Origin of the sequence: Pseudomonas cichorii, from assembly GCF_019719005.1 — a bacterium.
Lineage (GTDB): Bacteria > Pseudomonadota > Gammaproteobacteria > Pseudomonadales > Pseudomonadaceae > Aquipseudomonas > Aquipseudomonas cichorii_E.
In genome coordinates this window covers 14448-39230 of the sequence record NZ_JAIGPJ010000041.1, presented here as the reverse complement: position 1 = coordinate 39230, position 24783 = coordinate 14448, and the positions used below count along the sequence as shown (strand labels likewise).

21 protein-coding genes are annotated in these 24783 nt (G+C 57.5%); 12 read left to right on the top strand and 9 right to left on the bottom strand.

Annotation, left to right across the window (positions count from 1 at the left end; translation table 11 throughout):
* Window positions 1–14: 14 nt before the first annotated feature.
* On the bottom strand, window positions 15–548 hold the full coding sequence (locus tag K5D32_RS22525) for a DUF3833 domain-containing protein (protein ID WP_095068147.1): 534 nt from the start codon (window positions 546–548) through the stop codon (window positions 15–17).
* A gap of 222 nt (window positions 549–770) precedes the next feature.
* Between K5D32_RS22525 and mmsB the strand changes: the two genes are divergently transcribed.
* The gene (gene mmsB, locus K5D32_RS22520) at window positions 771–1658 is read left to right on the top strand and encodes a 3-hydroxyisobutyrate dehydrogenase (RefSeq protein WP_221601871.1); all 888 of its coding nucleotides are present in this window, start codon (window positions 771–773) and stop codon (window positions 1656–1658) included.
* A 4-nt stretch (window positions 1659–1662) separates the two neighbouring features.
* Here the strand turns inward: mmsB and K5D32_RS22515 are convergent, their stop codons facing one another.
* Window positions 1663–1869, bottom strand: a complete 207-nt coding sequence (locus tag K5D32_RS22515) for a DUF6124 family protein (protein ID WP_095068145.1) — start codon at window positions 1867–1869, stop codon at window positions 1663–1665.
* A 238-nt stretch (window positions 1870–2107) separates the two neighbouring features.
* Between K5D32_RS22515 and K5D32_RS22510 the strand changes: the two genes are divergently transcribed.
* Window positions 2108–4084: a TonB-dependent receptor domain-containing protein gene (locus K5D32_RS22510; protein WP_221601870.1), complete on the top strand. Its 1977-nt coding sequence runs from the start codon at window positions 2108–2110 to the stop codon at window positions 4082–4084.
* A gap of 54 nt (window positions 4085–4138) precedes the next feature.
* Here the strand turns inward: K5D32_RS22510 and K5D32_RS22505 are convergent, their stop codons facing one another.
* Together K5D32_RS22505 and K5D32_RS22500 are read right to left on the bottom strand one after the other, a co-directional pair.
* Window positions 4139–5473: an ATP-binding protein gene (locus K5D32_RS22505; RefSeq protein ID WP_221601869.1), complete on the bottom strand. Its 1335-nt coding sequence runs from the start codon at window positions 5471–5473 to the stop codon at window positions 4139–4141.
* A 29-nt stretch (window positions 5474–5502) separates the two neighbouring features.
* Window positions 5503–6261 (bottom strand): response regulator transcription factor, encoded by a 759-nt coding sequence (locus K5D32_RS22500; RefSeq protein WP_221577670.1) that lies wholly within the window; start codon window positions 6259–6261, stop codon window positions 5503–5505.
* Between the two features lie 238 nt (window positions 6262–6499).
* Between K5D32_RS22500 and ggt the strand changes: the two genes are divergently transcribed.
* From ggt to K5D32_RS22480, 4 genes are all read left to right on the top strand, one after another.
* Window positions 6500–8227 (top strand): gamma-glutamyltransferase, encoded by a 1728-nt coding sequence (gene ggt, locus K5D32_RS22495; RefSeq protein WP_221577671.1) that lies wholly within the window; start codon window positions 6500–6502, stop codon window positions 8225–8227.
* A gap of 55 nt (window positions 8228–8282) precedes the next feature.
* Window positions 8283–9047, top strand: coding sequence for a sulfite exporter TauE/SafE family protein (locus K5D32_RS22490; RefSeq protein WP_221601868.1), 765 nt, complete (start codon window positions 8283–8285; stop codon window positions 9045–9047).
* 171 nt (window positions 9048–9218) lie between these two features.
* Window positions 9219–9803, top strand: coding sequence for an NAD(P)H-dependent oxidoreductase (locus tag K5D32_RS22485; RefSeq protein WP_221601867.1), 585 nt, complete (start codon window positions 9219–9221; stop codon window positions 9801–9803).
* A 138-nt stretch (window positions 9804–9941) separates the two neighbouring features.
* Window positions 9942–10832, top strand: a complete 891-nt coding sequence (locus tag K5D32_RS22480) for a LysR family transcriptional regulator (protein WP_221601865.1) — start codon at window positions 9942–9944, stop codon at window positions 10830–10832.
* Window positions 10833–10882: 50 nt separating this feature from the next.
* Here the strand turns inward: K5D32_RS22480 and K5D32_RS22475 are convergent, their stop codons facing one another.
* Window positions 10883–12466 (bottom strand): peptide chain release factor 3, encoded by a 1584-nt coding sequence (locus K5D32_RS22475; protein ID WP_198727345.1) that lies wholly within the window; start codon window positions 12464–12466, stop codon window positions 10883–10885.
* Window positions 12467–12810: 344 nt separating this feature from the next.
* On the opposite strand from K5D32_RS22475, the gene K5D32_RS22470 reads away from it, so the two are divergent.
* From K5D32_RS22470 to K5D32_RS22455, 4 genes are read left to right on the top strand one after another with little or no spacing between them, the layout of a single operon-like run.
* A complete protein-coding gene (locus tag K5D32_RS22470) occupies window positions 12811–13524 on the top strand; it encodes an ABC transporter permease (protein ID WP_198727343.1) in 714 nt (237 codons plus the stop codon).
* 15 nt (window positions 13525–13539) lie between these two features.
* The gene (locus K5D32_RS22465) at window positions 13540–14433 is read left to right on the top strand and encodes a glycine betaine ABC transporter substrate-binding protein (protein ID WP_200994818.1); all 894 of its coding nucleotides are present in this window, start codon (window positions 13540–13542) and stop codon (window positions 14431–14433) included.
* 13 nt (window positions 14434–14446) lie between these two features.
* Window positions 14447–15100, top strand: coding sequence for an ABC transporter permease (locus K5D32_RS22460; RefSeq protein ID WP_221601863.1), 654 nt, complete (start codon window positions 14447–14449; stop codon window positions 15098–15100).
* Window positions 15097–16251, top strand: a complete 1155-nt coding sequence (locus K5D32_RS22455) for a betaine/proline/choline family ABC transporter ATP-binding protein (protein WP_221601861.1) — start codon at window positions 15097–15099, stop codon at window positions 16249–16251. Before K5D32_RS22460 ends, K5D32_RS22455 begins: the two co-directional genes overlap by 4 nt.
* A 169-nt stretch (window positions 16252–16420) precedes the next feature.
* Here K5D32_RS22455 and K5D32_RS22450 read toward each other — a convergent pair whose 3' ends face one another.
* A complete protein-coding gene (locus K5D32_RS22450; protein WP_221593843.1) occupies window positions 16421–16627 on the bottom strand; it encodes a DUF6124 family protein in 207 nt (68 codons plus the stop codon).
* 708 nt (window positions 16628–17335) lie between these two features.
* Between K5D32_RS22450 and K5D32_RS22445 the strand changes: the two genes are divergently transcribed.
* Window positions 17336–18499: a type III PLP-dependent enzyme gene (locus K5D32_RS22445; RefSeq protein WP_025258414.1), complete on the top strand. Its 1164-nt coding sequence runs from the start codon at window positions 17336–17338 to the stop codon at window positions 18497–18499.
* A 71-nt stretch (window positions 18500–18570) separates the two neighbouring features.
* Here the strand turns inward: K5D32_RS22445 and K5D32_RS22440 are convergent, their stop codons facing one another.
* The 3 genes from K5D32_RS22440 to K5D32_RS22430 all read right to left on the bottom strand — a co-directional run bounded on the left by K5D32_RS22440 (window position 18571) and on the right by K5D32_RS22430 (window position 21723).
* Window positions 18571–19389 (bottom strand): hypothetical protein, encoded by an 819-nt coding sequence (locus K5D32_RS22440; protein ID WP_221601859.1) that lies wholly within the window; start codon window positions 19387–19389, stop codon window positions 18571–18573.
* A 79-nt stretch (window positions 19390–19468) separates the two neighbouring features.
* The gene (locus tag K5D32_RS22435) at window positions 19469–20473 is read right to left on the bottom strand and encodes an alpha-xenorhabdolysin family binary toxin subunit B (protein ID WP_221577679.1); all 1005 of its coding nucleotides are present in this window, start codon (window positions 20471–20473) and stop codon (window positions 19469–19471) included.
* Window positions 20474–20475: 2 nt separating this feature from the next.
* Window positions 20476–21723 (bottom strand): alpha-xenorhabdolysin family binary toxin subunit A, encoded by a 1248-nt coding sequence (locus K5D32_RS22430; RefSeq protein ID WP_221601857.1) that lies wholly within the window; start codon window positions 21721–21723, stop codon window positions 20476–20478.
* A 414-nt stretch (window positions 21724–22137) separates the two neighbouring features.
* Here K5D32_RS22430 and K5D32_RS22425 point away from each other — a divergent pair, with 414 nt between their 5' ends.
* Entirely contained in the window at window positions 22138–24654 is a 2517-nt protein-coding gene (locus K5D32_RS22425) for a sulfite reductase flavoprotein subunit alpha (RefSeq protein WP_221601874.1), read from the top strand.
* Window positions 24655–24783: the final 129 nt, after the last annotated feature.

The window sequence follows — 24783 nt, the reverse complement described above, 5'->3', positions numbered from 1 at the left end:
GGACGCCTGCCGACTCAGTGATTGTCGGCACCGCGTCTGAAGAAAAGCGTCACTTGCCCCAGCTCGACCCCGAACTTCGACATGAACGAGCGATTGATCAGCGTGTCCTCGTCCATCAGGTACATCCAGTCGTCGAACTGCACCGGGTAGAACTTGCCATCGACCTCCAGGTTGAGGGTGTAGCGCCAGCGCAGTGCATTGCCTGCCACTTCGCCAATGGCCTCGCCGATGACATCGCCAGCGGTTCCTTTCCAGCGCCCCGGACCGTCTGGTGTCAGGGTCCAGACCCGGCGTTGCAGCGTACCGTCGCTGTAGACAAAGTGTTCGTCGAGAATCAACTGCTCGCCTTGTTTACGGCCTTCGATGGTCACAGTAAAGCGTTTGACCACCTCACCCGAACGCTTCTGAAACATGCCCCAGGCCTTTACCGGCTGCGAGAAAAAAGCAGGCAGATCCAGCTCGGGTTTCTCGTTACGGTACTGGCCGACTTCGATATTGGAGCAACTGCTGAGCAACAGGCAGCAAGCCAGTAGCCAGGACTTCCACATTGCGACGTGATTCATTGCTTTTTCCTCGGAAGGCGCTGGTGCAGTTGAGTTCTTGGGCGGGACAGCGATATCGACCATCGCTTCTGTGGATAAATCCGTTTTCACCCGTATTTGATTGACGCGGCAGGCTCCACGGCTACCCGTGGCAGGGCTCTTCTATACTCGAAACTCTATGTATTGCGAGCTGACCTCTCACACGCCAATCTGCCACGGAGAACAACAATGAAAATCGCATTTATCGGCCTGGGCAATATGGGAGCGCCTATGGCGCGTAACCTGATCAAGGCCGGTCACCAGTTGCAGGTATGTGACCTGAACAAGACCGTGCTGGCGGAGCTTGCCGCCCTGGGCGCAAGCATTCGCGAAACCCCGAAGCATGCTGCTCAGGGCAGTGAACTGGTCATCACCATGCTGCCTGCCGCAGTCCATGTGCGCAGCGTTTATCTGGATGAGGACGGCGTGCTGGAAGGCATTGCTGCCGGTGTGTCTGCCGTGGATTGCAGCACCATCGATCCACAGACCATTCGTGAGATATCGGCCATTGCCGCGAAACAAGGCGTGGTTGTCAGTGATGCGCCAGTCTCTGGCGGAACGGCTGGCGCTCAGGCCGGGACACTGACCTTCATGGCGGGAGGAACGTCTGAACACTTTGCCGTGCTCAAGCCGGTGCTGGAGCAGATGGGCCGTAACATCGTGCATTGCGGGGATGTGGGGACCGGGCAGATTGCCAAGATCTGCAACAACATGCTGCTGGCCATTTCCATGATCGGCATTTCCGAATCCATGGCCCTGGGCAATTCCCTGGGGATCGATCCTCAGGTGCTGGCCGCAATCATCAACACTTCGACCGGGCGTTGCTGGAGTTCAGAGTTCTACAATCCCTGGCCGGGCATCGTGGAAACCGCGCCTGCTTCGCGAGGCTACACCGGCGGTTTTGGCGCAGAGCTGATGCTCAAGGATCTGGGCCTGGCAACCGAAGCCGCCAAGGCAGCGCATCAGCCTGTGATCCTTGGTGCCCTGGCCCAGCAGCTTTATCAGGCGATGAGTCTGCGGGGTGATGGCAACAAGGATTTTTCAGCGATAGTTGAAGGGTATCGACGCAAGGAGTGAAGGCTCAAGCCACTATCGAATCCAGTGAGCGGTCGACCATTGCCTTGGCCATTTGCGCCAGGTGCAGGATCGAGATCGTCAGGTCATGGTTATGACCGTCACTGGCTTCATTGGCGGTGGCAATGATGCAACGCAGCAAGTCGGACGCGATATTGAGTCCATCCTGCTGGCTGAGGGCTTCGTTGACGATGAACGGTTTGATGTCGGGCATGGGCAACTCGAAGGTAATTGAAGCAGCGAACAGAGCCTAGAGAGGCCGATTCCGGCACGCAATAGGGCGTGGCTTTCTCGGAAGTTTCACTCAGCAGAGCAAGAGTCATCCCGCTAGCGTGGCAGCGAATCTCTGGCAATCAGCGAGTGTTTTTGCCGTCTTGTCACATCTTGTCCAACCTTCATGAATGCAGATGCATACGATTCTCTTTTACTTATTTGAATCGTAAGGACGTTCCATGCATTCTCCCCTCCGTTTGCGGCCTTCGGCTGTGATGATCAAACTGGCGCTGGCGTGTCTGGCTTCGGGTCAGGTGTATGCACAAGAGCAGACCGAAACCGAAGAGTCGGCCAACGTGCTGTCGATTGCAGACGTGGTGGTGACGGCGGCCGGTTATGAGCAGAACCTGGAGGATGCTCCTGCCTCGATGACCGTCATTACCGGTGACGAGCTGCGCAAGAAATCTTTCCGGGACCTGACCGATGCGGTGCGTGATGTGGAGGGTGTCACCGTAAACGGTGGTGCCAACGAAACCGACATTTCCATTCGCGGCATGCCCGCCGATTACACGCTGATCCTGGTGGACGGCAAGCGCCAGAGCGCTCGCGAATCACGGGTCAACGGCAACAGCGGTTACGAACAGAGTTTCATTCCGCCTGCCGAAGCCATCGAGCGAATCGAAGTGGTACGTGGCCCGATGTCTTCGTTGTACGGCTCCGATGCCATCGGCGGCGTCATCAACATCATCACCCGCAAGGTAACGCCGGAATGGGGCGGTTCGATCACTTACGATTATTCGGCTCGCCAGCACAGCGATCAGGGCAATGCCCGCCAGACCCAGTTCTACCTTAGCGGCCCGATCAAGGAAGACCTGCTGGGTATGCAGGTGTGGGGACGTTATCTGGACCGTCAGGCCGATGACGACATCGAACAGACCAATGGCTTCAGCAAGGCAGATCACCGTGACCTCACGGCGCGCCTGGCGATTACCCCGAATGCCGACCACGAAATCCTGCTGGAAGCCGGTGCAACCCGCCTGAAAAACGGCGATGGCCTGAGCGCCAACTGGGCGACCCGCGAGCAGGAAAACAACCGCGATCACTGGTCCATTTCCCATCAGGGCCGCTGGGGCTGGGCGACTTCCGATGTGTCGCTGGCGTATGAAAAGTCCAGCCGCGAAGGTCGAGCCGATTCGACCCAGACCGATGTGCTGGGTCGCAAGCCGGAAGTCGAGAACACCGTATTCGACGCCAAGCTGGTGATGCCCACCGAACACAACATCACCACGGTTGGCATGCAGTGGAACGACACCACCGTCACCGACTGGAATCAGGGCCTGGGCGACCGGAAAAACTACGAATTCTCGGTTGTGCAGAAAGCGTTGTTTGCCGAAAACGAATGGTCGATGACTGATACGTTCTCCCTGACCACCGGCCTGCGCATGGACGATCACGAACAGTACGGCGTGCATTTCAGCCCGCGGGTTTATGGTGTGTGGCGTGCGACGGATGACTGGACCTTCAAGGGCGGTGTCGCCCGTGGCTTCAAGGCACCCGAAGTGCGGGCTGTGGTGCCCGGTTACTCCTACCTGCGCCGCAACAGGTTCGTGATGTTCGGCAACCCGGACCTCAAGCCGGAAACCAGCACCAACTATGAACTCTCGGCGTTGTGGTCCAACCGCAATAACCTGTCCGCTGGCGCGACCGTGTTCTACAACGACTTCCAGGACAAGCTGTCGACTGTAACCACCACAGAAGTGTGGAACGGTTTCACGGTCATGGACCGGGTCAACGTTGATAAAGCCGTGATCCAGGGCGTCGAGTTGAATGGTCGCTGGGATGTGACATCGGCCGTCGCGATCAAGGGCAACTTCACCTATACCGATTCCGAGCAGAAGAGCGGTGCCAACGCCGGCGCGCCACTGGCCCTGACGCCGGAGCGCAAAGCCAACCTGCGCGCCGAATGGCAACTGAACGACCGCACCCAACTGTGGGCAGCCACCAATTACTACGGCAAGGAATACGGCAACACCCTCACCGACGAAGCCTCACCGGCCTACACCACGGCTGACTTTGGCGGGTCTTATGAGCTGACCAAAAACATATCGCTCAATGGCGCGCTGTATAACGTGACCAATCGCCGTCTGGATGATGAAACCTATGGCACCGTGAACTATGGCCGTACCTTGTGGGCGAGTACGACAGTGCGGTTCTGATTGAGCTTTTTCGCGAATGAATTCGCTCCCACGGCGAGCGGGGTAGGAGCGAATTCATTCGCGAACAGAGGGCAACCTTACAACCGCACATAATCCCGCAGGCGGGCGGTTTTCCAGGGTGAGTTCGCCGCCGTGTGCCTGGATGCAGGAGCGGGCGATGGCCAGACCCAGGCCTAGCCCGCCATGGGTGTTATCCGCGCCGCTGTGGCTCAATTGCACGAAGGGCTCGAACACCTGGGTCAGCCAGGCTTGTTTGATGCCCGGCCCGTGGTCGAGGATTTCCAGGTGGATTTCCGAACCTTCTACAGCCAGGCTCACAGTCGCATCCCCGGCATGGCGCAAGGCATTGTCGATCAGATTGGTCAGTGCTCGCTTGAGCGCCAGTGGGCGGCAGTGGCAATGCACTTCTTGCCCGCGCTCCCAGACTATCGGCTGGCCCATGCTCTGATAGCGGCGGGCGAGGTCGTCGAGCAGGGCGCTCAGGGATATTCTGACCGTCGCTTCCTGCACTGCATCGCCGCGCACAAAATTCAGTGTCTCGCGCACCATGGCGCTCAGCTCATCCAGGCTGTCGAGCATGTCATCGCGTTCAGGGCTGTCTTCCAGCAATTCCATTTGCAGACGCAATTCGGTGATGGGCGTATTCAGGTCATGGCTGATGGCGGCCAGCATCCGCGTGCGGCCTTCGACGTGGCGGGCGATGCGTTCCTGCATCACGTTGAAAGCCTTGGTCAGGTCCCGAGCCTCTTGCGGGCCCGAGAGCGGCAGCGGCGATATCCATTCCCCGCGACTGACCCGCTCGGTTGCCTGGGCCAGTGTCTTGACCGGCTGCACCACCCGGCGCATGAAAAAGATCACGATCAGCAATACCGGAATGGTAGTGACCGGCAAGGTGTAGGCCAGCATGCGGCCCCATTCGTAACCGCCTGCCGGATGCTGGATGGCGTTCAACTGTTTGCCGTCAGGCAACGCGATGCTGGTGCGCAGCCGCAGGGGTGCCCAACCGGCTGCCACAAAGACATGCTCCCGTGCCGGGCCTCCGCTGATGCGCTCCAGCTGCATGCCGATAAGTGGATTGGCGGGCAGCGTCAGGCGTTTTCTGAGATCGCTGACCAGACGCTGTTCTTCCGGGCGCATGCCGCTGGTATCGGCAATGGCGTTGCTGGCGACCCAGAAGTGCGAGTCAGGTGTCTGCATTGAGGCCAGCAGGCGCGAGGCATCTTCGGCGGACAAGCCTTGTGCGACATGGTAGGCGGTGATCAGTCGTTCAATGGCCAGCGTGCGTGACAGTGGATGAATCAGGGCGCCGGTGCGTTGCAGGTAGAGCATGGCGATGGCGTTGGAAGCCAGCAGTGCAAGCAGCAGCAACACACCCAGTTGATGGGCCATGCGCCTTGGCCATAAACGACGCAACAGCTTCATGGGTCGAGCAGGGTAACAGTGGCCGCCAGCATATAACCGTCGCCCCAGATGGTGCGCAGCAGATCCGGCTCCAGCGGATTGTCATCGAGCTTGCGGCGCAGGCGGCTGATCTGTCGGTCGATGGCGCGGTCGAACACTTCTGTGCCGGGACGGCTGGTCAGGTCGATCAGTTTTTGGCGGCTCAGGACGGTATTGGGGTTGGCGAGCAGGACCTGCAGCAGACGGCTTTCCACAGTACTGAGCCGCACCGCCGAGCCATCGGGACGGGTCAGGGTGCTGTTGCTTGCGCTGAAACTCAGGTCGGCGAATGCATAACCCTGTGCCCGTTCCGAAGTGTCGGCGGGTGGCAGCGTGCTGTCCGACCGGCTCAGGCCAGTGCCGCGCCGGCGTAACAGACTGTGGATCCGCGCCACCAGTTCGCGAGGCTCGAACGGCTTGGTGACGTAATCGTCTGCGCCGATATCCAGGCCACGAACCCGGTCGGCACAGGTGTCGCGGGCCGTGAGCAGAATCACCGGAATGTTCTCGCGACGATGCAGCCTGCTGCACAGCTCGAAACCGTCGCCATCGGGCAGCATCACATCCAGCACGATGACATCGAATGCCTGCTGCCGGAGCAACTGCCACATGCCCGCAGCATCTTCCGCCGTGCGCACCTCGAACTCGTGGCGACGCAGGTAGACGGCCAGCGGGTCGCGGATCTTGCGGTGGTCATCGACGACCAGAATGCGTGGAGCGGCGACAGCGGATGTCATGGTGTTTCCTGGAAGGCAGCGGGCCGATGGTGATATGGATGATTCTCATTTCAAGGCGCGATCTTATCCCATAAACCCCATGGTCGTTGAGTGTCTCGCCAGGCCCGGTTGTTGGCAGCGACGGCAGGAACCGCTACTTTGGATGGCGTTTGACCCGCGCAAGAGTGCCGCATACGGCCTTGAGGCGTTTTGCATGACGCTTGTCAAACGTCCCCGACTCAGGAAAAGAAGGAACGACATGAAGTTTGAACCCCTCGCCAGGTCGCTGATCGCGACCGCACTCATTCTGGCTTACGCCCCCGTTCACGCCGCCTCCCAGGCACCGGTCGCCGCCGAAAACGGTATGGTGGTGACCGCTCAACATCTTGCGACCCATGTGGGCGTCGATGTCCTCAAGAACGGCGGAAATGCTGTCGATGCCGCGGTGGCGGTGGGGTATGCACTGGCGGTGGTTTACCCCGCAGCAGGCAACCTGGGCGGTGGTGGTTTCATGACCATTCAACTGGCTGACGGGCGCAAGACGTTCCTGGATTTCCGCGAGAAGGCCCCGCTGGCGGCCACGGCCGACATGTACCTGGACAAGCAAGGCAATGTCATTCCTGACCTCAGTTCCAAAGGCCATTTGTCTGTGGCCGTGCCGGGCACGGTCGCGGGCATGGAGCTGGCGCTGAGCAAATACGGCACTCGCAAACGTGAGGAAGTGATTGCACCGGCCATCAAGCTCGCCGAAGACGGCTTTGTCCTGCAGCAGGGCGATGTCGATCTGCTGTCGACCGCCACTGATGTGTTCCGGGCGGACATGGCCGACTCGGGTTCGATCTTCCTGGACAAGGGCGAGCCGATGAAAGTCGGTCAGAAACTCGTGCAAAAAGATCTGGCAAAGACGCTGGAGGAAATCTCCAGCAAGGGTAACGATGGTTTCTACAAGGGCTGGGTCGCCAAGGCGCTGGTGGATTCCAGTCAGGCAGGCAAGGGCATCATCACCCAGGCCGACCTCGACCACTACAAGCCCCGCGAACTGGCCCCCGTTGAATGCGACTACCGTGGCTATCACGTGATTTCGGCTCCGCCACCCAGTTCCGGCGGCGTGGTTATCTGCCAGATGCTGAATATCCTTGAAGGCTACCCGATGAAAGAGCTGGGCTTCCGCTCGGCACAGGGCACGCACTACCAGATCGAAGCGATGCGTCACGCCTATGTCGACCGCAACAGCTATCTGGGCGACCCGGATTTCGTCAAGAACCCTATCGCGCAACTGCTGGACAAGAGCTACGCGGCCAAACTGCGCGACGCCATCGAGCCGCAAAAGGCCGGTGATTCCAACAAGATCAAGCCGGGTGTCGCGCCCCATGAAGGCAATAACACCACCCATTACTCCATCATGGATAAATGGGGCAACGCGGTTTCAGTGACCTATACCCTCAACAACTGGTTCGGTGCCGGAGTCATGGCCAGCAAGACCGGTATCATTCTCAACGACGAGATGGACGATTTCACCACCAAGGTCGGCGTGCCCAACATGTTCGGGCTGGTGCAGGGTGAAGCCAACGCCATCGCGCCGGGCAAGACGCCGCTGTCTTCCATGAGCCCGACCATCGTCACCAAGGACGGCAAGGTGGTGATGGTCGTCGGCACGCCGGGTGGCAGCCGGATCATTACGGCGACCTGGCTGACCATGCTCAACGTGATCGACTACGGCATGAACATTCAGGAAGCCGTCGATGCCCCACGCTTCCATCAGCAATGGCAGCCGGAGACGACCAACCTGGAGGAGTTCGCGGTCAGCCCTGATACGCGCAAGATCCTCGAAAGCTGGGGACACAAATTCGCAGGGGCTCAGCCGCTTAACCACCTCGCTGCAATTCTGGTGGGTGCCCCCTCGCTGGAAGGCAAGCCGGTGGGCAACAACCGTTTCTACGGTGCCAATGACCCGCGTCGCAATACCGGGTTGTCGCTGGGTTACTGAGTAAACCTATAGATTCAGCCTCAATCACTGATTGAGGCTGGCTCAGGATAGAGCCATGAATACACTCCTGGATTTTTACCAGGCTGCCGGCTGGGGCATCACGGCGCTGGTGATCGGCACGTTTCTGCTGGCCGGAACAGTCAAGGGCGTGATCGGGCTTGGTTTGCCGACCGTGGCCATGGGGCTGTTGGGGCTGGCCATGCTACCGGCACAGGCTGCGGCCCTGCTGATCATTCCTTCGACGGTCACCAACCTCTGGCAACTGGCGACCGGCGGGCATCTTCGACCGTTGCTCAAGCGTCTGTGGCCGCTACTGAGCCTGATCGTGATCGGCACAAGTCTGGGCTCGTTCTGGCTGGGCATGAGTGGCGGGCATTCCATGACCCGGGCACTGGGCGCAGCCTTGTTGCTCTATGCGCTGAGCGGGTTGTTTCTGCCCACGCTCAGGGTTGCCGCCAGTGCCGAGCGCTGGCTCGGGCCGGTATGCGGTTTCATCACCGGGGTCATCACGTCGGCCACCGGCGTGTTCGTGATTCCTGCCGTGCCTTACCTGCAAGCGCTGGGGCTTGAGCGTAATGAACTGGTTCAGGCGCTGGGATTGTCATTCACCGTTTCGACATTGGCGCTGGCGGCTGGCTTGCTGTGGAACGGTTCGCTGGGTGGGGGTGAGCTGGGTGCTTCACTGCTGGCGCTGATCCCGGCCTTGCTGGGCATGCTGTTGGGCCAATGGTTGCGCCAGCGCATCAGCGCGCTGGTGTTCAAGAGAGTGTTCTTTATCGGGATGGGAGCCTTGGGGCTGCATTTGCTGATAGCGGGCTGATCACGTTTAACTCAATAATGGGTGGCTGATTCGTGATCCTCAGGCAAAAGTATTTTGCCTGAGGGCTTATTACTCACCGGCACGTGTTTCTTTATTCTGCTGCCATCGTTTTTGACTTTCGATCCGGCTTTCGACCGGCCGGGTCTTCAAGCATTTATCCATGAGGCTGGCATGAAAAAGATTCTGTTTTTGAACGGCGGCAAACAATTCGCTCACTCGGAAGGCCGCTACAACGCGACCTTGCATGAAGCCGGTGTGGCATTCATGGACCGCGTCGGGTTCGACGTGAAGGAAACCTTTATCGACGGCGGTTACGATCTGGCCGAAGAAGTGCAGAAGTTTCTCTGGGCGGATGTCATTGTCTGGCAGATGCCGGGCTGGTGGATGGGCGCGCCCTGGACCGTGAAAAAGTACATCGATGAAGTGTTCACCGAAGGCCATGGCAGCCTGTACGCCAACGACGGCCGCACCCGTTCCGATGCTTCGCAGAAATACGGCAGTGGCGGTTTGCTGCACGGCAAGCAGTACATGATCTCCGCGACCTGGAATGCGCCGCAGCAGGCCTTCGATGACCCGACGGATTTCTTTGAAGCCAAGGGCGTGGATGCGGTGTACTTCCCGTTTCACAAGGCCAACCAGTTTCTGGGAATGACCGGCTTGCCGACCTTCCTGGCGGTGGACGTGATGAAACGTCCGGATATCGACAGCGATGTGAAGCGCTATGAAGCGCATCTGGCCAAAGTGTTTGAGGTGTAGGAGCGAATTCATTCGCGAACGTCATTGAAAGCGATAGAATTTTTTGGATGGACGGGCGTTTCGCGAATGAATTCGCTCCTACGGAAACTCCATTTAATTCATGATGTTGCGTTTTGTTTGATGAGGGCGAGTGAACGCATGAAAGCCAGGTCCGATGAATTGCAGGTCTTTGTTTCTGTGATCGAAAGCGGGTCGATTTCTGCCGCTGCCGAGCAGTTGGGGCAAACGCCTTCCGGGGTCAGCCGGACCTTGTCGCGCCTTGAGGCGAAGCTGGAAACCACACTGATCAACCGCACCACGCGGCGCATGGATCTGACGGAGGAGGGCAAGTTCTTTCTGGCGCGTGCCCGGCAGATTCTTGAACAGATGGAGGATCTGGAAGAGCACTTGTCCCTGTCCCGACAAAAGCCGTCCGGTCGCCTGCGCATCAATGCCGCTTCGCCGTTCATGCTGCACTCGGTCGTGCCTTACGTGGCCGAGTTTCGCGAGCTTTACCCGGACATTCAGCTTGAGCTCAACAGCAACGATCTGGTGATCGACCTGCTTGAGCAAAACACCGACCTCGCCATCCGCATCGGGCCTCTGGCCGACTCAACCCTGCATGCCCGTTCTCTGGGGGCTTCCCCGCTCAATATCCTGGCCAGCCCGGATTACCTGCAACGGCATGGCATGCCTGCTTCGGTGGAGGATCTGGCAAACCATACGTTGTTGGGCTTTTCCCATAGCGAAACCCTGAATCGCTGGCCGTTGCGGCATGCGGAGGGGGATCGCTGGCTGATTCGGCCTGCCTTGTCGGCGTCCAGTGGCGACACCTTGCGGCACTTGGCGTTGGCGGGAGAGGGGATCGTGTGCCTGTCGCACTTCATGACCCATGAAGACATTCGCGAAGGACGTCTTGTAGTGGTACTGGCCGAAGCCAATAGCGGTTACCGACAGCCGATTCATGCGGTGTATTACCGCAATTCAACGCTGGCGCTGAGGATTCAGTGTTTTCTGGATTTCATGCAGGAAAAGCTGGCAATCCGGTAGGAACGAATTCATTCGCGAAAATCTTCACGAATGAATTCGCCCCCCACAGATCAATGGTGCTCGCGGGTTGCGCGGAATTTCACGTCTGGCCAGCGTTCTTCCATCAGGGCCAGGTTGACGCGGGTCGGGGCCAGGTAGGTCAGGTGACCGCCGCCGTCCAGTGCCAGGTTTTCCACAGCCTTGTTTTCAAACTCTTCGAGCTTCTTCTTGTCCGCGCAGTCGATCCAGCGGGCAGACCAGACGGTGATCGGCTCGTAGGCGCATTCGACCTTGTACTCTTCCTTCAGGCGGCTGGCGACCACATCGAACTGCAGCACACCGACGGCGCCGAGGATGATGTCGTTGCTGCGCTGCGGGAAAAACACCTGCGTTGCGCCTTCTTCGGCCAGTTGTTGCAGGCCCTGGCGCAGTTGCTTGGACTTGAGCGGATCTTTCAGGCGCACGCGGCGGAACAGTTCCGGGGCGAAGTGCGGGATACCGGTGAAGCCCAGGCTTTCGCCTTCGGTAAAGGTATCGCCGATCTGGATCGTACCGTGGTTGTGCAGGCCGATGATGTCGCCCGCATACGCCTCTTCAAGCTGCTCGCGCTCGGAGGAGAAGAAGGTCAGGGCGTCGCCGATCCGTACATCCTTGCCCAGACGCACATGGCGCATTTTCATGCCCTTGTCGTAACGGCCCGAACAGATGCGCATGAAGGCGATACGGTCGCGGTGTTTCGGGTCCATGTTCGCCTGGATCTTGAACACGAAACCGCTGAATTTCTCTTCCACCGGCTCTACGCTGCGCTCGTTGGCGACTCGCGCCAGAGGTTTCGGTGCCCAGTCCACCACGGCATCGAGCACGTGATCGACACCGAAGTTGCCCAATGCAGTACCGAAGAACACCGGGGTCAGTTGACCGTTGATGAACTCTTCCTGATTGAACTCGTGGCAGGCACCCTGCACCAGCTCCAGTTGCTCGACAAAACGGTCGTACTCGTCGCCCAGGTGAGCGCGTGCTTCGTCCGAGTCCAGTTTCTGGATGATTTTGGTTTCGGTGCGTTCATGACCGTGACCGGCGGTGTAGACGATGATGTAGTCGTCGGCCAGGTGATAGACACCCTTGAAGTCGCGGTAGCAGCCAATCGGCCAGGTGATCGGCGCAGCCTTGATCTTCAGGACCGCTTCGATCTCGTCCAGCAGTTCGATAGGGTCGCGGATGTCGCGGTCGAGTTTGTTGATGAAGCTGACGATGGGCGTGTCGCGCAGACGGCAGACATCCATCAGGGCGATGGTGCGTGGCTCTACGCCTTTACCGCCGTCCAGCACCATCAGCGCCGAGTCCACTGCCGTCAGGGTGCGGTAGGTGTCTTCGGAGAAGTCTTCGTGGCCCGGGGTGTCGAGCAGGTTGATCATGTGCTCGCGATACGGGAACTGCATGACCGAGGTGGTGATGGAGATGCCGCGCTGTTTCTCCATTTCCATCCAGTCGGATGTGGCATGACGATCGGATTTACGGGATTTGACCGTACCGGCGACGGAAATGGCCTTGCCCATCAGGAGCAGTTTTTCCGTGATGGTGGTTTTACCGGCGTCCGGGTGGGAAATAATGGCGAAAGTGCGGCGTTTCGCGACTTCGGCGGCCTGTTGGGTCATGGGAAATCGCCTGAAAGAGAGTCAAAAAAGGGCGCAGATTATAGCTCAACTCAAAGCAATAACCGAGCCGTTCAGTCGATTCGGGGTGGCCAATTGGTGTCTCACGTGGGAACCTTTCAGACCGTGGAGACGTCCACTCTCTTGTAACCGGTTATGTATAGCCTGCTTCAAGAGCTGATAAATCAGCAAGTTAGCTTGACGAAGCTGCGCTCATGGCCTGTGTCTTCGCCGAGGAAAAATCCTCACTGGCGATCCACCTGCTGCTCTTCGCGAACGTAACTGCAGGCGCTCATTACCGGGCGTCAAAGACAGCGCGTTCGCCGACTGAAATAAGGAGTCCGCCCGTGGCTAATCGCTATGGCAAGGGGCTATTGGGAGGTACAGCTGGCATCGTACTCCTGGCCCTGCTGGTCCACTGGATCGGCATCGATACGTTTGTGAAGTACAAGGATGATCTGCTGTTCTATCTGCAGGCTCATCTGGTTCTGGTTCTGGTTTCAATGTTGGCGGCTGTCGTGGTCGGTATTCCTGCCGGCATTGCGCTCAGCCGACCGAACATGGTTGGCCGCGCCGAACGTTTCATGCAGATATTCAACATTGGCAATACTGTTCCTCCTCTCGCTGTTCTGGCCATCGCTCTCGGGATTCTCGGGATCGGCAGTGGTCCGGCCATCTTCGCTTTGTTCCTCGCCTCGTTGTTGCCCATCGTGCGCAACACCTACGAAGGCCTGAAAAACGTTCAGGGTTCACTCAAGGAAGCCGCCACCGGCATCGGCATGACACCGCGTCAGGTGTTGCTGCGTGTCGAGCTGCCCAATGCCGTGCCGATCATCGTCGGCGGTGTTCGTGTGGCGCTGGCGATCAATGTGGGGACCGCGCCGCTGGCGTTCCTGATCGGAGCCAACAGCCTGGGCAGCCTGATCTTCCCCGGCATTGCCCTGAACAATCAGCCGCAATTGCTGCTGGGTGCGGCGTGTACGGCGCTGCTGGCCCTGGTGCTCGATGGTCTGGTCACTCTGGTGAGTCGTCTCTGGCTGGAGCGCGGCCTGAGCCGCTGAGAGAAAGGAATTACCATGAAAAAACTAGCTTTGTTACTGGGCCTCGGGCTGCTGTTCAGCGGTTTTGCCCAGGCAGCCGAAAAGCCTTTGCTGCGCATTGGCGCACGGGTATTTACCGAGCAGACCATGCTCGCCGAACTCACCGCGCAATACCTGCGCACCAAGAACTACGACGTGCAGATCACGGGCGGCCTGGGCAGCAACCTGGCCCGCAGCGCACAGGAAAGCGGTCAACTCGACCTGTTGTGGGAATACACCGGTGTGTCGCTGGTGGCCTACAACCATATCGATGAAAAGCTCGACAGCGAGCAGACCTACGCACGGGTGAAGGAAGTGGATGCGAAGAAAGGTCTGGTCTGGCTTTCCCCGTCCCGTTTCAACAACACCTACGCCCTGGCTTTGCCGAAGAACGTTGCCGATCAGTACCCGCAGGTCAACACCATGAGCGACCTGACCAAGGTGCTCAAGGACGAAGCCAAAGAGGGTCATGTCGTAGCGCTGGACACCGAATTTGCCAATCGTTCCGATGGCCTGCTCGGCATGGTCAAGCATTACGACATGAATCTCGGTCGCGAGAACACCCGTCAGATGGACGCCGGGCTGGTCTACACCGCCTTGCGTAACGGGCAAGTCTTCGCCGGGCTGGTGTACACCACCGACGGACGCCTGAATGCCTTCAAGCTCAAGGTGCTGGAAGACGACAAGCATTACTTCCCGGATTACACCGCCGCACCGGTGATCCGCCAGGAGTACCTGGATGCCCATCCGGAAATCGCCACGTTGCTCAAGCCGCTGGCTGACCTGCTGGATAACCAGACCATGATCGAGCTCAACGCCCGCGTCGATGTCGGTCATGAAAGCCCGTCCACGGTTGCCGCAGACTTCCTGCGCCAGCATCCACTCAATTAAGGAAGGAGACGATATGAGTTTCTTTGACGCCTTCTCCCATCTTGACTGGGCCCAGGTCATGCAACTGACCTGGCAGCACATCACCCTGGTCGGAGTCGCCGTGAGCCTGGCGATTCTGGTGGGTGTTCCCCTGGGTATTCTGATGACCCGTTTTCCGGCGCTGGCCGGACCGCTGCAAGCCAGCGCCACGGTCTTGCTGACTGTGCCGTCCATTGCGCTGTTCGGCCTGCTGCTGCCGTTCTACTCCAAGTTCGGCCAGGGTCTTGGTCCGTTGCCTGCGATCACGGCGGTGTTTCTCTACTCACTGCTGCCGATCATGCGCAACACCTACCTCGCCCTGACCGGTGTAGACGCCGGTATCCGCGAAGCCGCCAAAGGCATCGGCATGACCTTCGGCCAGCGCTTGCGCATGGTCGAGTTGCCGATTGCCGTGCCGGTGATCCTCGCCGGTGTCCGCACCGCCGTGGTGATGAACATCGGTGTCATGACCATCGCCGCCACCATCGGTGCCGGTGGCCTGGGCGTACTCATTCTCGCGTCAATCAGCCGCAGCGACATGTCGATGCTGATCGTCGGCGCGGTGCTGGTCAGCATTCTGGCCATCTTTGCTGACTTGCTCCTGCAATGGCTGCAACGCAGCCTGACTCCAAAAGGATTGCTCAAATGATCGAACTTCAGAATCTGACCAAAACCTTCACCTCCAACGGCAAAGACGTCAAAGCCGTGGACTCGGTAAGCCTGACCGTCAATGAAGGTGAGATCTGCGTCTTTCTCGGGCCTTCGGGTTGCGGCAAGAGCACCACGCTGAAAATGATCAACCGCCTGATCGTGCCGACCTCCGGCAAGGTGCTGATCAATGGCGAAGACACCACCGACCTGGACGAAGTGACCCTGCGTCGCAACATCGGTTATGTGATCCAGCAGATCGGCCTGTTCCCGAACATGACCATCGAGGAGAACATCGTGGTCGTGCCCAAGCTGCTCGGCTGGGACAAGAAGCGCTGCCACGACCGTGCCCGCGAACTGATGAACATGATCAAGCTTGAGCCCAAGCAGTACCTGCATCGCTACCCGCGGGAGCTGTCCGGTGGTCAGCAGCAGCGTATTGGCGTGATTCGTGCCCTGGCGGCCGAAGCACCGGTGTTGCTGATGGACGAACCGTTCGGCGCTGTCGACCCGATCAACCGCGAAATGATCCAGAACGAATTCTTCGAGATGCAGCGTGCATTGAACAAGACCGTGATCATGGTCAGCCACGACATCGACGAAGCCCTCAAGCTGGGCGACAAGATTGCGATCTTCCGTGCAGGCAAACTGCTGCAGATCGATCACCCGGACACCTTGCTGGCGCACCCGGCGGATGAGTTCGTCAGCAACTTCGTCGGCCAGGACAGCACCCTCAAGCGCCTGCTGCTGGTCAAGGCCGAAGACGCTGCCGACAACGCCCCGTCGGTGAGCCCGGAAACCCCGGTGGCCGATGCGCTGGAAGTGATGGATGAAAACGACCGTCGCTACATCGTCGTCACCGATGCCGAGAACAAAGCACTGGGTTACGTGCGTCGCCGCGACCTGCATCGCCAACAGGGCACCTGCGCCCAGTTCCTGCGCGAGTTCAACGCCACGGCCGCCTACGACGAGCACTTGCGTATCCTGCTGTCGCGCATGTACGAGTTCAACCGCGCCTGGCTGCCAGTGCTGGATGCCGAGCGAGTGTTCCTCGGTGAGGTGACGCAAGAGTCGATTGCCGCTTACCTGAGCTCCGGCCGTTCGCGGGGTATGAAGACCAGTATTGTTTCTCCGGCTGAAGCGCTGAGCTAATGCGGGGGAGGAGCGAATTCATTCGCGAAGGGCGGTATTCGCGACTGAAGTCGCTCCTACGGCGTAATACCGATCAGTTAAGGCACAGCACAAACTTGTAGGAGGCAGCTTGCTGGCGACAAGGCCTGAAAATCTGACTTAACTGATCGGCATTATTCCTACGGCAGCATCACGTCTCGACAGCTGACAATGACCTTTCAACCAGTCCTTGCGCCATAGTAACCAGATGCATCACTGAAAACGCCAAGTCACGTTTCTGGCCGGTGAGTTGGTCGCTGGTTTCATAAGCCGTGGCCACTGCGCAGCGCAGCAGATCTGATGCGTGTTGGAGGTCTTGTTCGAGGTTGGATGGTGATTTGTTGGAGATTTTGATCATGGTTCTTTCCCTATGAAAGTCTTGAACCACCACTTGTCGCTCTCACACGGCAAAGGGCGGCAGCTATGTACAGGGTGAGAGACCGGATCAAAGGGAACCCGGCCAGACTTAAGTCTGCCTGCACACAGCTGCCATAACGTGCTCATCGATACATGAGTCTTGACGTTGGTTTGGCAGATTGATGCACCTTTGAAAACGGGCTCTCACCCCCGACCACTGATTTCTCAGCTATGCAGCGCAGGCTAGTGGCAGAAGTTTTCAGGTGCAAGCGGGTTGGATTTTCTAGGAAATTTCACTCAAGAGATAGGGATCAGTCTTTCGGTGTGGACACATTTTTGTGCCCGAATGAGGCTTTTCAAGGCTCTCTGTTCGTCACTCAAGTTCCCTGAAAATGAACATCAGCCTGTCATGAGGGTCGGTTATAACGACGATCAACCCGGCAATCTGCCGAACGTGTGTCAAAACGCGACATTTTTTGTTGATCTATGGCCCCTCAGGTCCTAAAGTTCGCGCCGAACGTCCATGCTGGAAACGATCCATCCGGCTCAAGTACTGACGACGAGACAGCAAGGCCAAGGGGCATGATCCCCATGGCCTTTTTGCTTTCGGCGACATGCCTTGGGAAGTAGGCGAACCAAAGTGGGGATACGGAGGGCGTTCATTTGCACCCATTTATATTCATCTGTTTGCCAAGTGGAGTTCCCAAGCATGCCGATCAAGGTCGAAGACTATTTCTCTGACGCTTCCTTCAAGAAGATCAAGTCGTTCGCTGACAAGCAAGAGACCCCTTTTGTCGTCATCGACACTCAGGTGATCAGCCAGGCCTACGATGACCTGCGCGCCGGTTTTGAATTCGCCCAGGTCTACTACGCGGTCAAGGCTAACCCGGCGGTCGAAATCATCGACCTGCTCAAGGAAAAAGGCTCGAGCTTCGATATCGCTTCGATCTATGAGCTGGACAAGGTGCTGAGCCGTGGCGTCGGCGCAGACCGCATCAGCTACGGCAACACCATCAAGAAGTCCAAGGACATTCGTTACTTCTACGACAAGGGCGTGCGTCTGTACGCGACCGACTCGGAAGCTGACCTGCGCAACATCGCCAAGGCCGCGCCGGGTTCGAAAGTCTACGTACGTATCCTGACCGAAGGCTCGACCACTGCCGACTGGCCTCTGTCGCGCAAGTTCGGTTGCCAGACCGACATGGCCATGGACCTGCTGATCCTGGCTCGTGACCTGGGTCTGGTGCCTTACGGTATTTCCTTCCACGTGGGTTCGCAGCAGCGCGACATCAGCGTCTGGGACGCGGCCATTGCCAAAGTGAAGGTGATTTTCGAGCGTCTGAAAGAAGAAGACGGCATCGAACTCAAGCTGATCAACATGGGTGGCGGCTTCCCGGCCAACTACATCACCCGTACCAACAGCCTGGAAACCTACGCCGAGGAAATCATCCGCTTCCTGAAGGAAGACTTCGGTGATGACCTGCCGGAAATCATTCTGGAGCCTGGTCGTTCCCTGATCGCCAACGCCGGTATCCTGGTCAGCGAAGTCGTGCTGGTTGCGCGCAAGTCGCGTACCGCTGTCGAGCGTTGGGTGTACACGGATGTGGGCAAGTTCTCCGGCCTGATCGAAACCATGGACGAAGCCATCAAGTTCCCGATCTGGACCGAGAAGAAAGGCGAGATGGAAGAAGTGGTCATCGCCGGCCCGACCTGTGACAGCGCCGACATCATGTACGAAAACTACAAGTACGGCCTGCCGCTGAACCTGGCCATCGGTGATCGCCTGTACTGGCTGTCCACCGGTGCCTACACCACCAGCTACAGCGCTGTTGAGTTCAATGGCTTCCCGCCGCTGAAGTCGTATTACGTCTAAGCGTTCAGCCTGTTGCACAAGAGCCCACAAGCGATTGTGGGCTTTTTTCTGGATGCCGGGCTGGTAGCCGCTCAGGCGGAACTGCCAGTCAGGCTATTGAACGATTGTGTGAAACGCTGGATTTCCTTCAGGCTGACCTGCATCAGCCTTGCCTCTAAATAGGGCCGTGAAGCAGGCGTGTTTTTGCGCATTCTCAGAGTGTGTGAGAAAGCAACGCCCATCAAGTCGGACATCCTTGCCATGTAGGCATTCATATTGGCTGCTGCGCAGTAGGCTTCTGCATATTGCCTATGGACGAGGCGTGTGTAGTTTTGTGCTCCGTTGAGTCTGGCCTCGGGGGAAAGCGCTGGGCCTCTTTGATTGAAAGGGATTGAGGCGGTGAGCTTTTGCAGCGCAGCACCCAGCTCCTGGTTTTTTACGATCAGGTTGTATTCGTTGGCGTGTCGATAGATGTTGCTGTTCATGAAGTCGATGATGCGAGGAAGAAGGCCATAGATGCCTTCGGTGAGCGACTGTAACGTTTTAATATGATCATCGAGTTCATCCAGGAACATGCTGAGCCGTTTTCTGCTTTGCTCGATGAATTGTTGAGTGACATCCTGACTGTTCCTGATCTTCTCGATGGACTCAATGAGCTTTTCCAGGAAGGTCTCAAGTTCTCTGTGCAGTGCAGTGATCGCTGGCAGGATTTTCGACCAGAGGGAGGCGTGCTGGTTTGCCTTGGTCAATAACTCTGCAATTTCCGGTATCCGGTAGGTGGCGTACTCTCGGGCCGGCACCAGATCAAGGCCTACCTTGAATGAGCGGGTAGAGTCCGGGAGTCTGCGCAAGACCTGCATGTAGTTGTCGAGCCCCGTGAGGTCGCTTTGATGAATCAGATTCCCAGTCATTATTGAGTCCCTGATGGGTCGTGTAGTGGGCAAGGGAAATGGAACATGCCATTTCCCTTGTATTCAGCGTGCGAACTAATCAGCGGATGGGTTGCAGATAGCTGGCCAGTTGCAGCCCGGTATTGATGAAGCGCCTGCTGAACTCTTTTTCATCCAGTGCGGCTGCCTGATTGATTGCAAGGAAGCTGTCTATCGTTTGAGCAATTTTCTGATACTGCTCTACGTAAAGAGTGCGTTGATCGTCCATGGCGTGGAAGCATGTGATCAACTCGATACGCTGAGTCAGCGCCTGCTTGTCCTTCTCCTTCTGGGTCACTTTTTCAAACAGCTTGTCGATTCGCTCGCGCATGCCGTCACGGCGCTTGATCATGGAGATGAAGTTGATCCCCTCGGCACCATACTCCAGCGTTGCTTTCATCTGCTCGATTGCCAGGGTGATCACCGCGATTTGCGGAGGCTGCACACCCAGGGCAATGACTTTTTCTGCAGTGAGAAGGGTGTCCTTGGCAATGCTGGCGAACCCTTTGCTTTCAATGGCATCGATGGCTTCGGTCAACACCCGGCGCTCTTCCTGAAGGCTGGCCAGCAGTGTGTTGGTATCGTTGATCCCGGTTGTGGCCTTGAGCACGTCTTGTTCAAGGCTTGTCTGGAATTCCTGGGTCTGCTGACGACCGGAGGCTTCTTTCATCTCGTTCAGGGCATTGGCCTGCTTTACTGCTTCTGTACTTGCCACGGTCATGGCGTTTTTCAGGGTGTATGCACGTTCGGCCTGAATGTCATTGAGATCATCCTGATCCTTGGTTTCGGCGAGTTCCTGATCGTATTTTCTCAATTGGGCGATTCGGGACTCGATATCGATCTTGAGCTTCATGCAAGCACCGCCCAGGCGTTGGCGTTCAACGATCACCGCGTTATTGATCCGCTTGAAGCGTTGATAAATATTGGGCAGGTAGGCAGTTTTGGAATAAAGAACATCTGCAATCACCAGCTTGCTGCTCAAGGCATTCTGGCTAGCGGACATGGCCAGCAGGTCAGGTGTCTTTATATTCAGTGGGGTATCAATGGCGCTAATGCTAGTAGTCATGTTTATTTTCCATAAATCCGTTTGAATTCTTCGTCGGCTTCTTTGAATACGTTAAGTAACGCATCGGAATCCTGTTCGATGGTCTTCCATGGTTGTACAACTTTTCTGAAACGATTCATGAAGACTCTAAGTGACAGGCCGTCATTGATTTCGCCGGACGACTGTGCGGAGTCTTCAATGAAGATGTAGAGTTTGTTCCAGACGGTGATCAGATTTTTGGTCGCGATATCTGCGTCAATCACGACGGTCACGAGATTCTGCAGATCAAATTTGACTCTGTTCAATGAGCCGAGGATCTTGTTCTTTAGCTGCAGTTCATCGATCTCTCTGGTTTGTTGTGAAATCAGTTCGTTTCTTGCTTTACGAACACCTTCAGCTTCAACGCCAAAGTAGATGCCCAGCGCAAGGCCGGCAACATTCAGCTTGCTGACTGATCCCAGGGATCTTTCAACGGCTGCCTTGTACTCCCGGTTCTTTTCATCGATATCTTTTGCTCTGCGCTCGATACTGTCATTGAGCTTTGTTACATCAGCGGGCAATGAGCTGTTATCGATGGCGATGACTTTGCGCTGGATCTCTGGCGTGATGTAAAGCGCCAGATCCAGGCCGAATTTCTCCAGCTCTTCCTTGATGTCCTGAGCGTCTTCCTGGCTTTTCTTGATCTTGCTCAGTATCTCGGCGAGGTAGAACCCTATGTCTTTTGCGGTTTCCTTGTCGCCCTCGCTCAGTTCGATCCCCGGAAATTTATCACCCAGTTCCTGGGACAGTCGCTTTACGTCTTCCAGTGTCTTGATGTCGAACTTTTCTACGACAGCTCCACTCCTGATGTCGTTATAAATGTCGTCCATGCTCGTGCCGTAGACCACCATCTGGCCGGCAAACAGTTTCAGTTTGTCGCCTACCGTCAGTAATTGGGTGCGCAGGGGGCTCCAGCGTTTTGCATGCGCATGCACAATTCTATAACTTTTCAGAAAGTCTTCAGGTTCGAGCCCCGCACCGGCTCCACTGCTGTAGCCCAGATAGGAAATGACGGCGTCAATCTCGGTGGGCAATGCCAAACCGACCAGTTCATATTGTTTGAGGTTGACGATTTGTTGCTTGGTCAGTATCAGGCCCGGTGCGCGTTGAACCTCGGAGTCATTACCGGAAGAGACATTAAAGAACACTTCGGGTGCTTTTACTGCTTCGTCGGTGACCGGGTCGCCGGTTGTATTATCATCAGAGGCTAATCTTTCAAGTAGTGCGGTCATTGGACATATCCTTATTTTCCAAGGGGACCGTTATTGGATCCCTGTTTGTGTGTTTCATTTGTTGCTTGAGATGAAGACTAGGGGGCTTTGAATGTGAGTGTCAAAGGCGAAAGATAGTCGTGTCTTGTAGGATAAATATTTTGGGTGGGTAAGTAGGTAAGTTAAGGTTTTGTGACGGTGGTTGAATGGGTTTTTATTAAGTTAGTTGGTGTTGTTGAGTAAGTGGAAAGTTGGAAAAGGTATGAGAATGCGTCTTTGTCATACGGCGCTCGACATGCCGTGCAGGGTTTTGAGCCCCCATGAACCCCCGGCGCGCAACGCCACGCGTGGCGGAACGCCATTTCTTAAAGATGAGAACAAATAACATTTAGCGCATACTACGCGCCGCAAAATGCCGGCGAGGTAGTGGGTGTGTTGAAGAAAGTCCTGTTTCAGGTTCATTGGTTCTTCGGAGTCACGGCGGGTCTGGTTCTGGCCTTGATGGGCATTACCGGTGCGCTGTATTCGTTCGAGGATGAGATTCTCGACGCGCTCAATCCTGACGTGCTGCTTGTGCAGGAGCGTGCCGCAACCTTGCCGCCGCCTGAACTGGTCCGCAAGCTTGAGGCCGCCACGGGGCTGACGGTGGCGATTCTTCGTGTTCAAACGGTGGGCAATCGCGTTGCCCAGGTCTATTTCACGCCCGAACCTGGCCAGCGACGCGGTCCCAAGCGCAATTTCGATCCTTACACCGGGGAGATCCGAGGCAGTGGTGTGGGCGAAGGTTTCTTCGATTTCATCCTGAACGTGCATCGCTATCTTGCGGCAGGCGAGGTCGGCAAGCAGATCACGGCAGCCTGTACCCTGATTCTGGTGTTCTTCTGCCTGTCCGGCCTTTACCTGCGCTGGCCGCGCAAGGCGCTTGACTGGCGCGTCTGGCTGACCCTGGACTGGGCGAAGAAGGGCCGCAGCTTCAACTGGGACCTGCATTCGATATTCGGGACCTGGTGCCTGCTGTTTTATCTGTTGTTCGCCGTGACTGGCCTGAACTGGTCCTATGACTGGTTCAGCAATGGCATGAACAGACTGCTGGGCGATCCGCCGCCTGTTGTGCAGAGCAAAGGCGAGAAGCGTACGCAGCCTTCAGGCCCATTGGTTGTTGATTACGATGCGGTCTGGGCCAGTATTCAGGAGGCGGCCGGGCCTGAACTGAGTTCCTATAACCTGAGGCTGCCTGCGAGCGGTGGTCAGCCTGCCACCGTGTTCTACCTGCTAAAGAGTTCGCCGCATCCGCGTGCCTTTGGCACCCTCAATCTGGACCCGGCCACCGGCAAGATCAATTTTGTTGTGCGTTATGAGGACAAGAGCCTGGGCGCGCAACTGCTGGCCAGTAATTACGCGCTGCATGTGGGCAGTTATTTCGGCATTGTCGGGCGTATCGTCATGACCGCTGCGTCGTTGATGATGCCGCTGTTCTTTATCACCGGCTGGTTGCTGTATCTGGACCGGCGCCGCAAGAAGCGTGAGATCAAGAATGCCCGTGGCGGTCTGGTGGCCAGCGACGATGCTTCGTCATGGCTGATCGGTTTTGCCAGCCAGAGCGGCTTTGCCGAACAACTGGCCTGGCAGACCGCCGGGCAATTGCAGGCGGCGGGCTTGCCGGTGCGTGTGCAGCGCCTGGGCGAACTGACCGAGCAGGACCTGACCCAGAGCAGCAATGCCTTGTTTGTGGTCAGTACGTTTGGCGATGGCGAGGCACCGGACAGCGCTCGTGGTTTTGAGCGTAAATTGCTGGGCAGCCCGTTATCGCTGCAAAACCTGAACTACGCCGTCCTCGCCCTTGGCGACCGGCAGTATCAGCATTTCTGCGGTTTCGCTCACCGGTTGCATGACTGGCTGGCCGAGCGCGGTGGCCGTACGTTGTTTGCGCCAGTGGAAGTCGACAGTGCCGATCCGACTGCTTTGCAGCACTGGCAACAACAGCTTGGGCTATTGACCGGCAGCAAGCCTTCCACGACCTGGCAGGCCCCGGTTTTCGAGAACTGGACGCTGGTGCGTCGCGAACTGTTGAACCCTGGCAGCAGCGGTGCAAAAGTCTTTCTGGTGGACCTGGTCGCACCAGGGCCGGCGACCTGGCTGGCCGGTGATCTGATCGAGGTCTTGCCACGCAACAGCGCAGGCAGCATCGAACATTTCCTGAGCGGGCTGGGCATCGCTCAGGATGCGCCGGTTACTGTGGATGGCTTGCAGGAAACCCTGGCTCAGGCCTTGGCTACCCGTCAGTTGCCGCAGCATCGGGCGCACCTTGTCGGCCTGCATGCTCAAGCCTTGGTCAATGCGCTGGTGCCAGTGGCCGCTCGCGAATACTCCATTGCTTCGATTCCGGCAGATGGTGCGCTGCAACTGATCGTGCGTCAGGAGCTGCATCCCGATGGCAGCCTGGGGCTGGGGTCTGGCTGGCTGACCGAGCATGCTGCGCTGAATGGCGCAATCAGCCTGCGTCTGCGTCGTAACAGCAGTTTTCACCTGCCAAGCGAGCCGGTCCCGCTGATCCTGCTGGGCAACGGTACTGGCCTTGCGGGCTTGCGCAGCCTGCTCAAGGCGCGCATCGCTCAGGGGCAATCGCGCAACTGGCTGCTGTTTGGCGAGCGCAATGAGGCCCATGATTTCTATTGTTCCGGCGAGCTGCAAGGCTGGCTGGCCAGTGGCGATCTGCAACGGCTGGATCTGGCGTTTTCTCGCGATCAGGCGCAAAAGGTCTACGTACAGGATCGCTTGCGCGAAGCCGCCGATGAGTTGCGTGCATGGCTGGATCAGGGCGCGGCCATTTATATCTGCGGCAGCCTGCAAGGGATGGCGGCGGGTGTGGATCAGGTGTTGAAGGATGTGCTGGGTGAACAGGCGGTGACCGAGCTGGTCGAGCAGGGGCGTTACAGAAGGGATGTTTACTGATGGAAATCGCGAATGAATTCGCTCCCAGACTGTGTGAAAACTGCTGCGCTCGGTCATGCTGCGTTGAAAACAGGCTCGGAATGCTCATTTACAATACGTAAACTCCGCTTCCTCGCCTGTTTTCGCCTT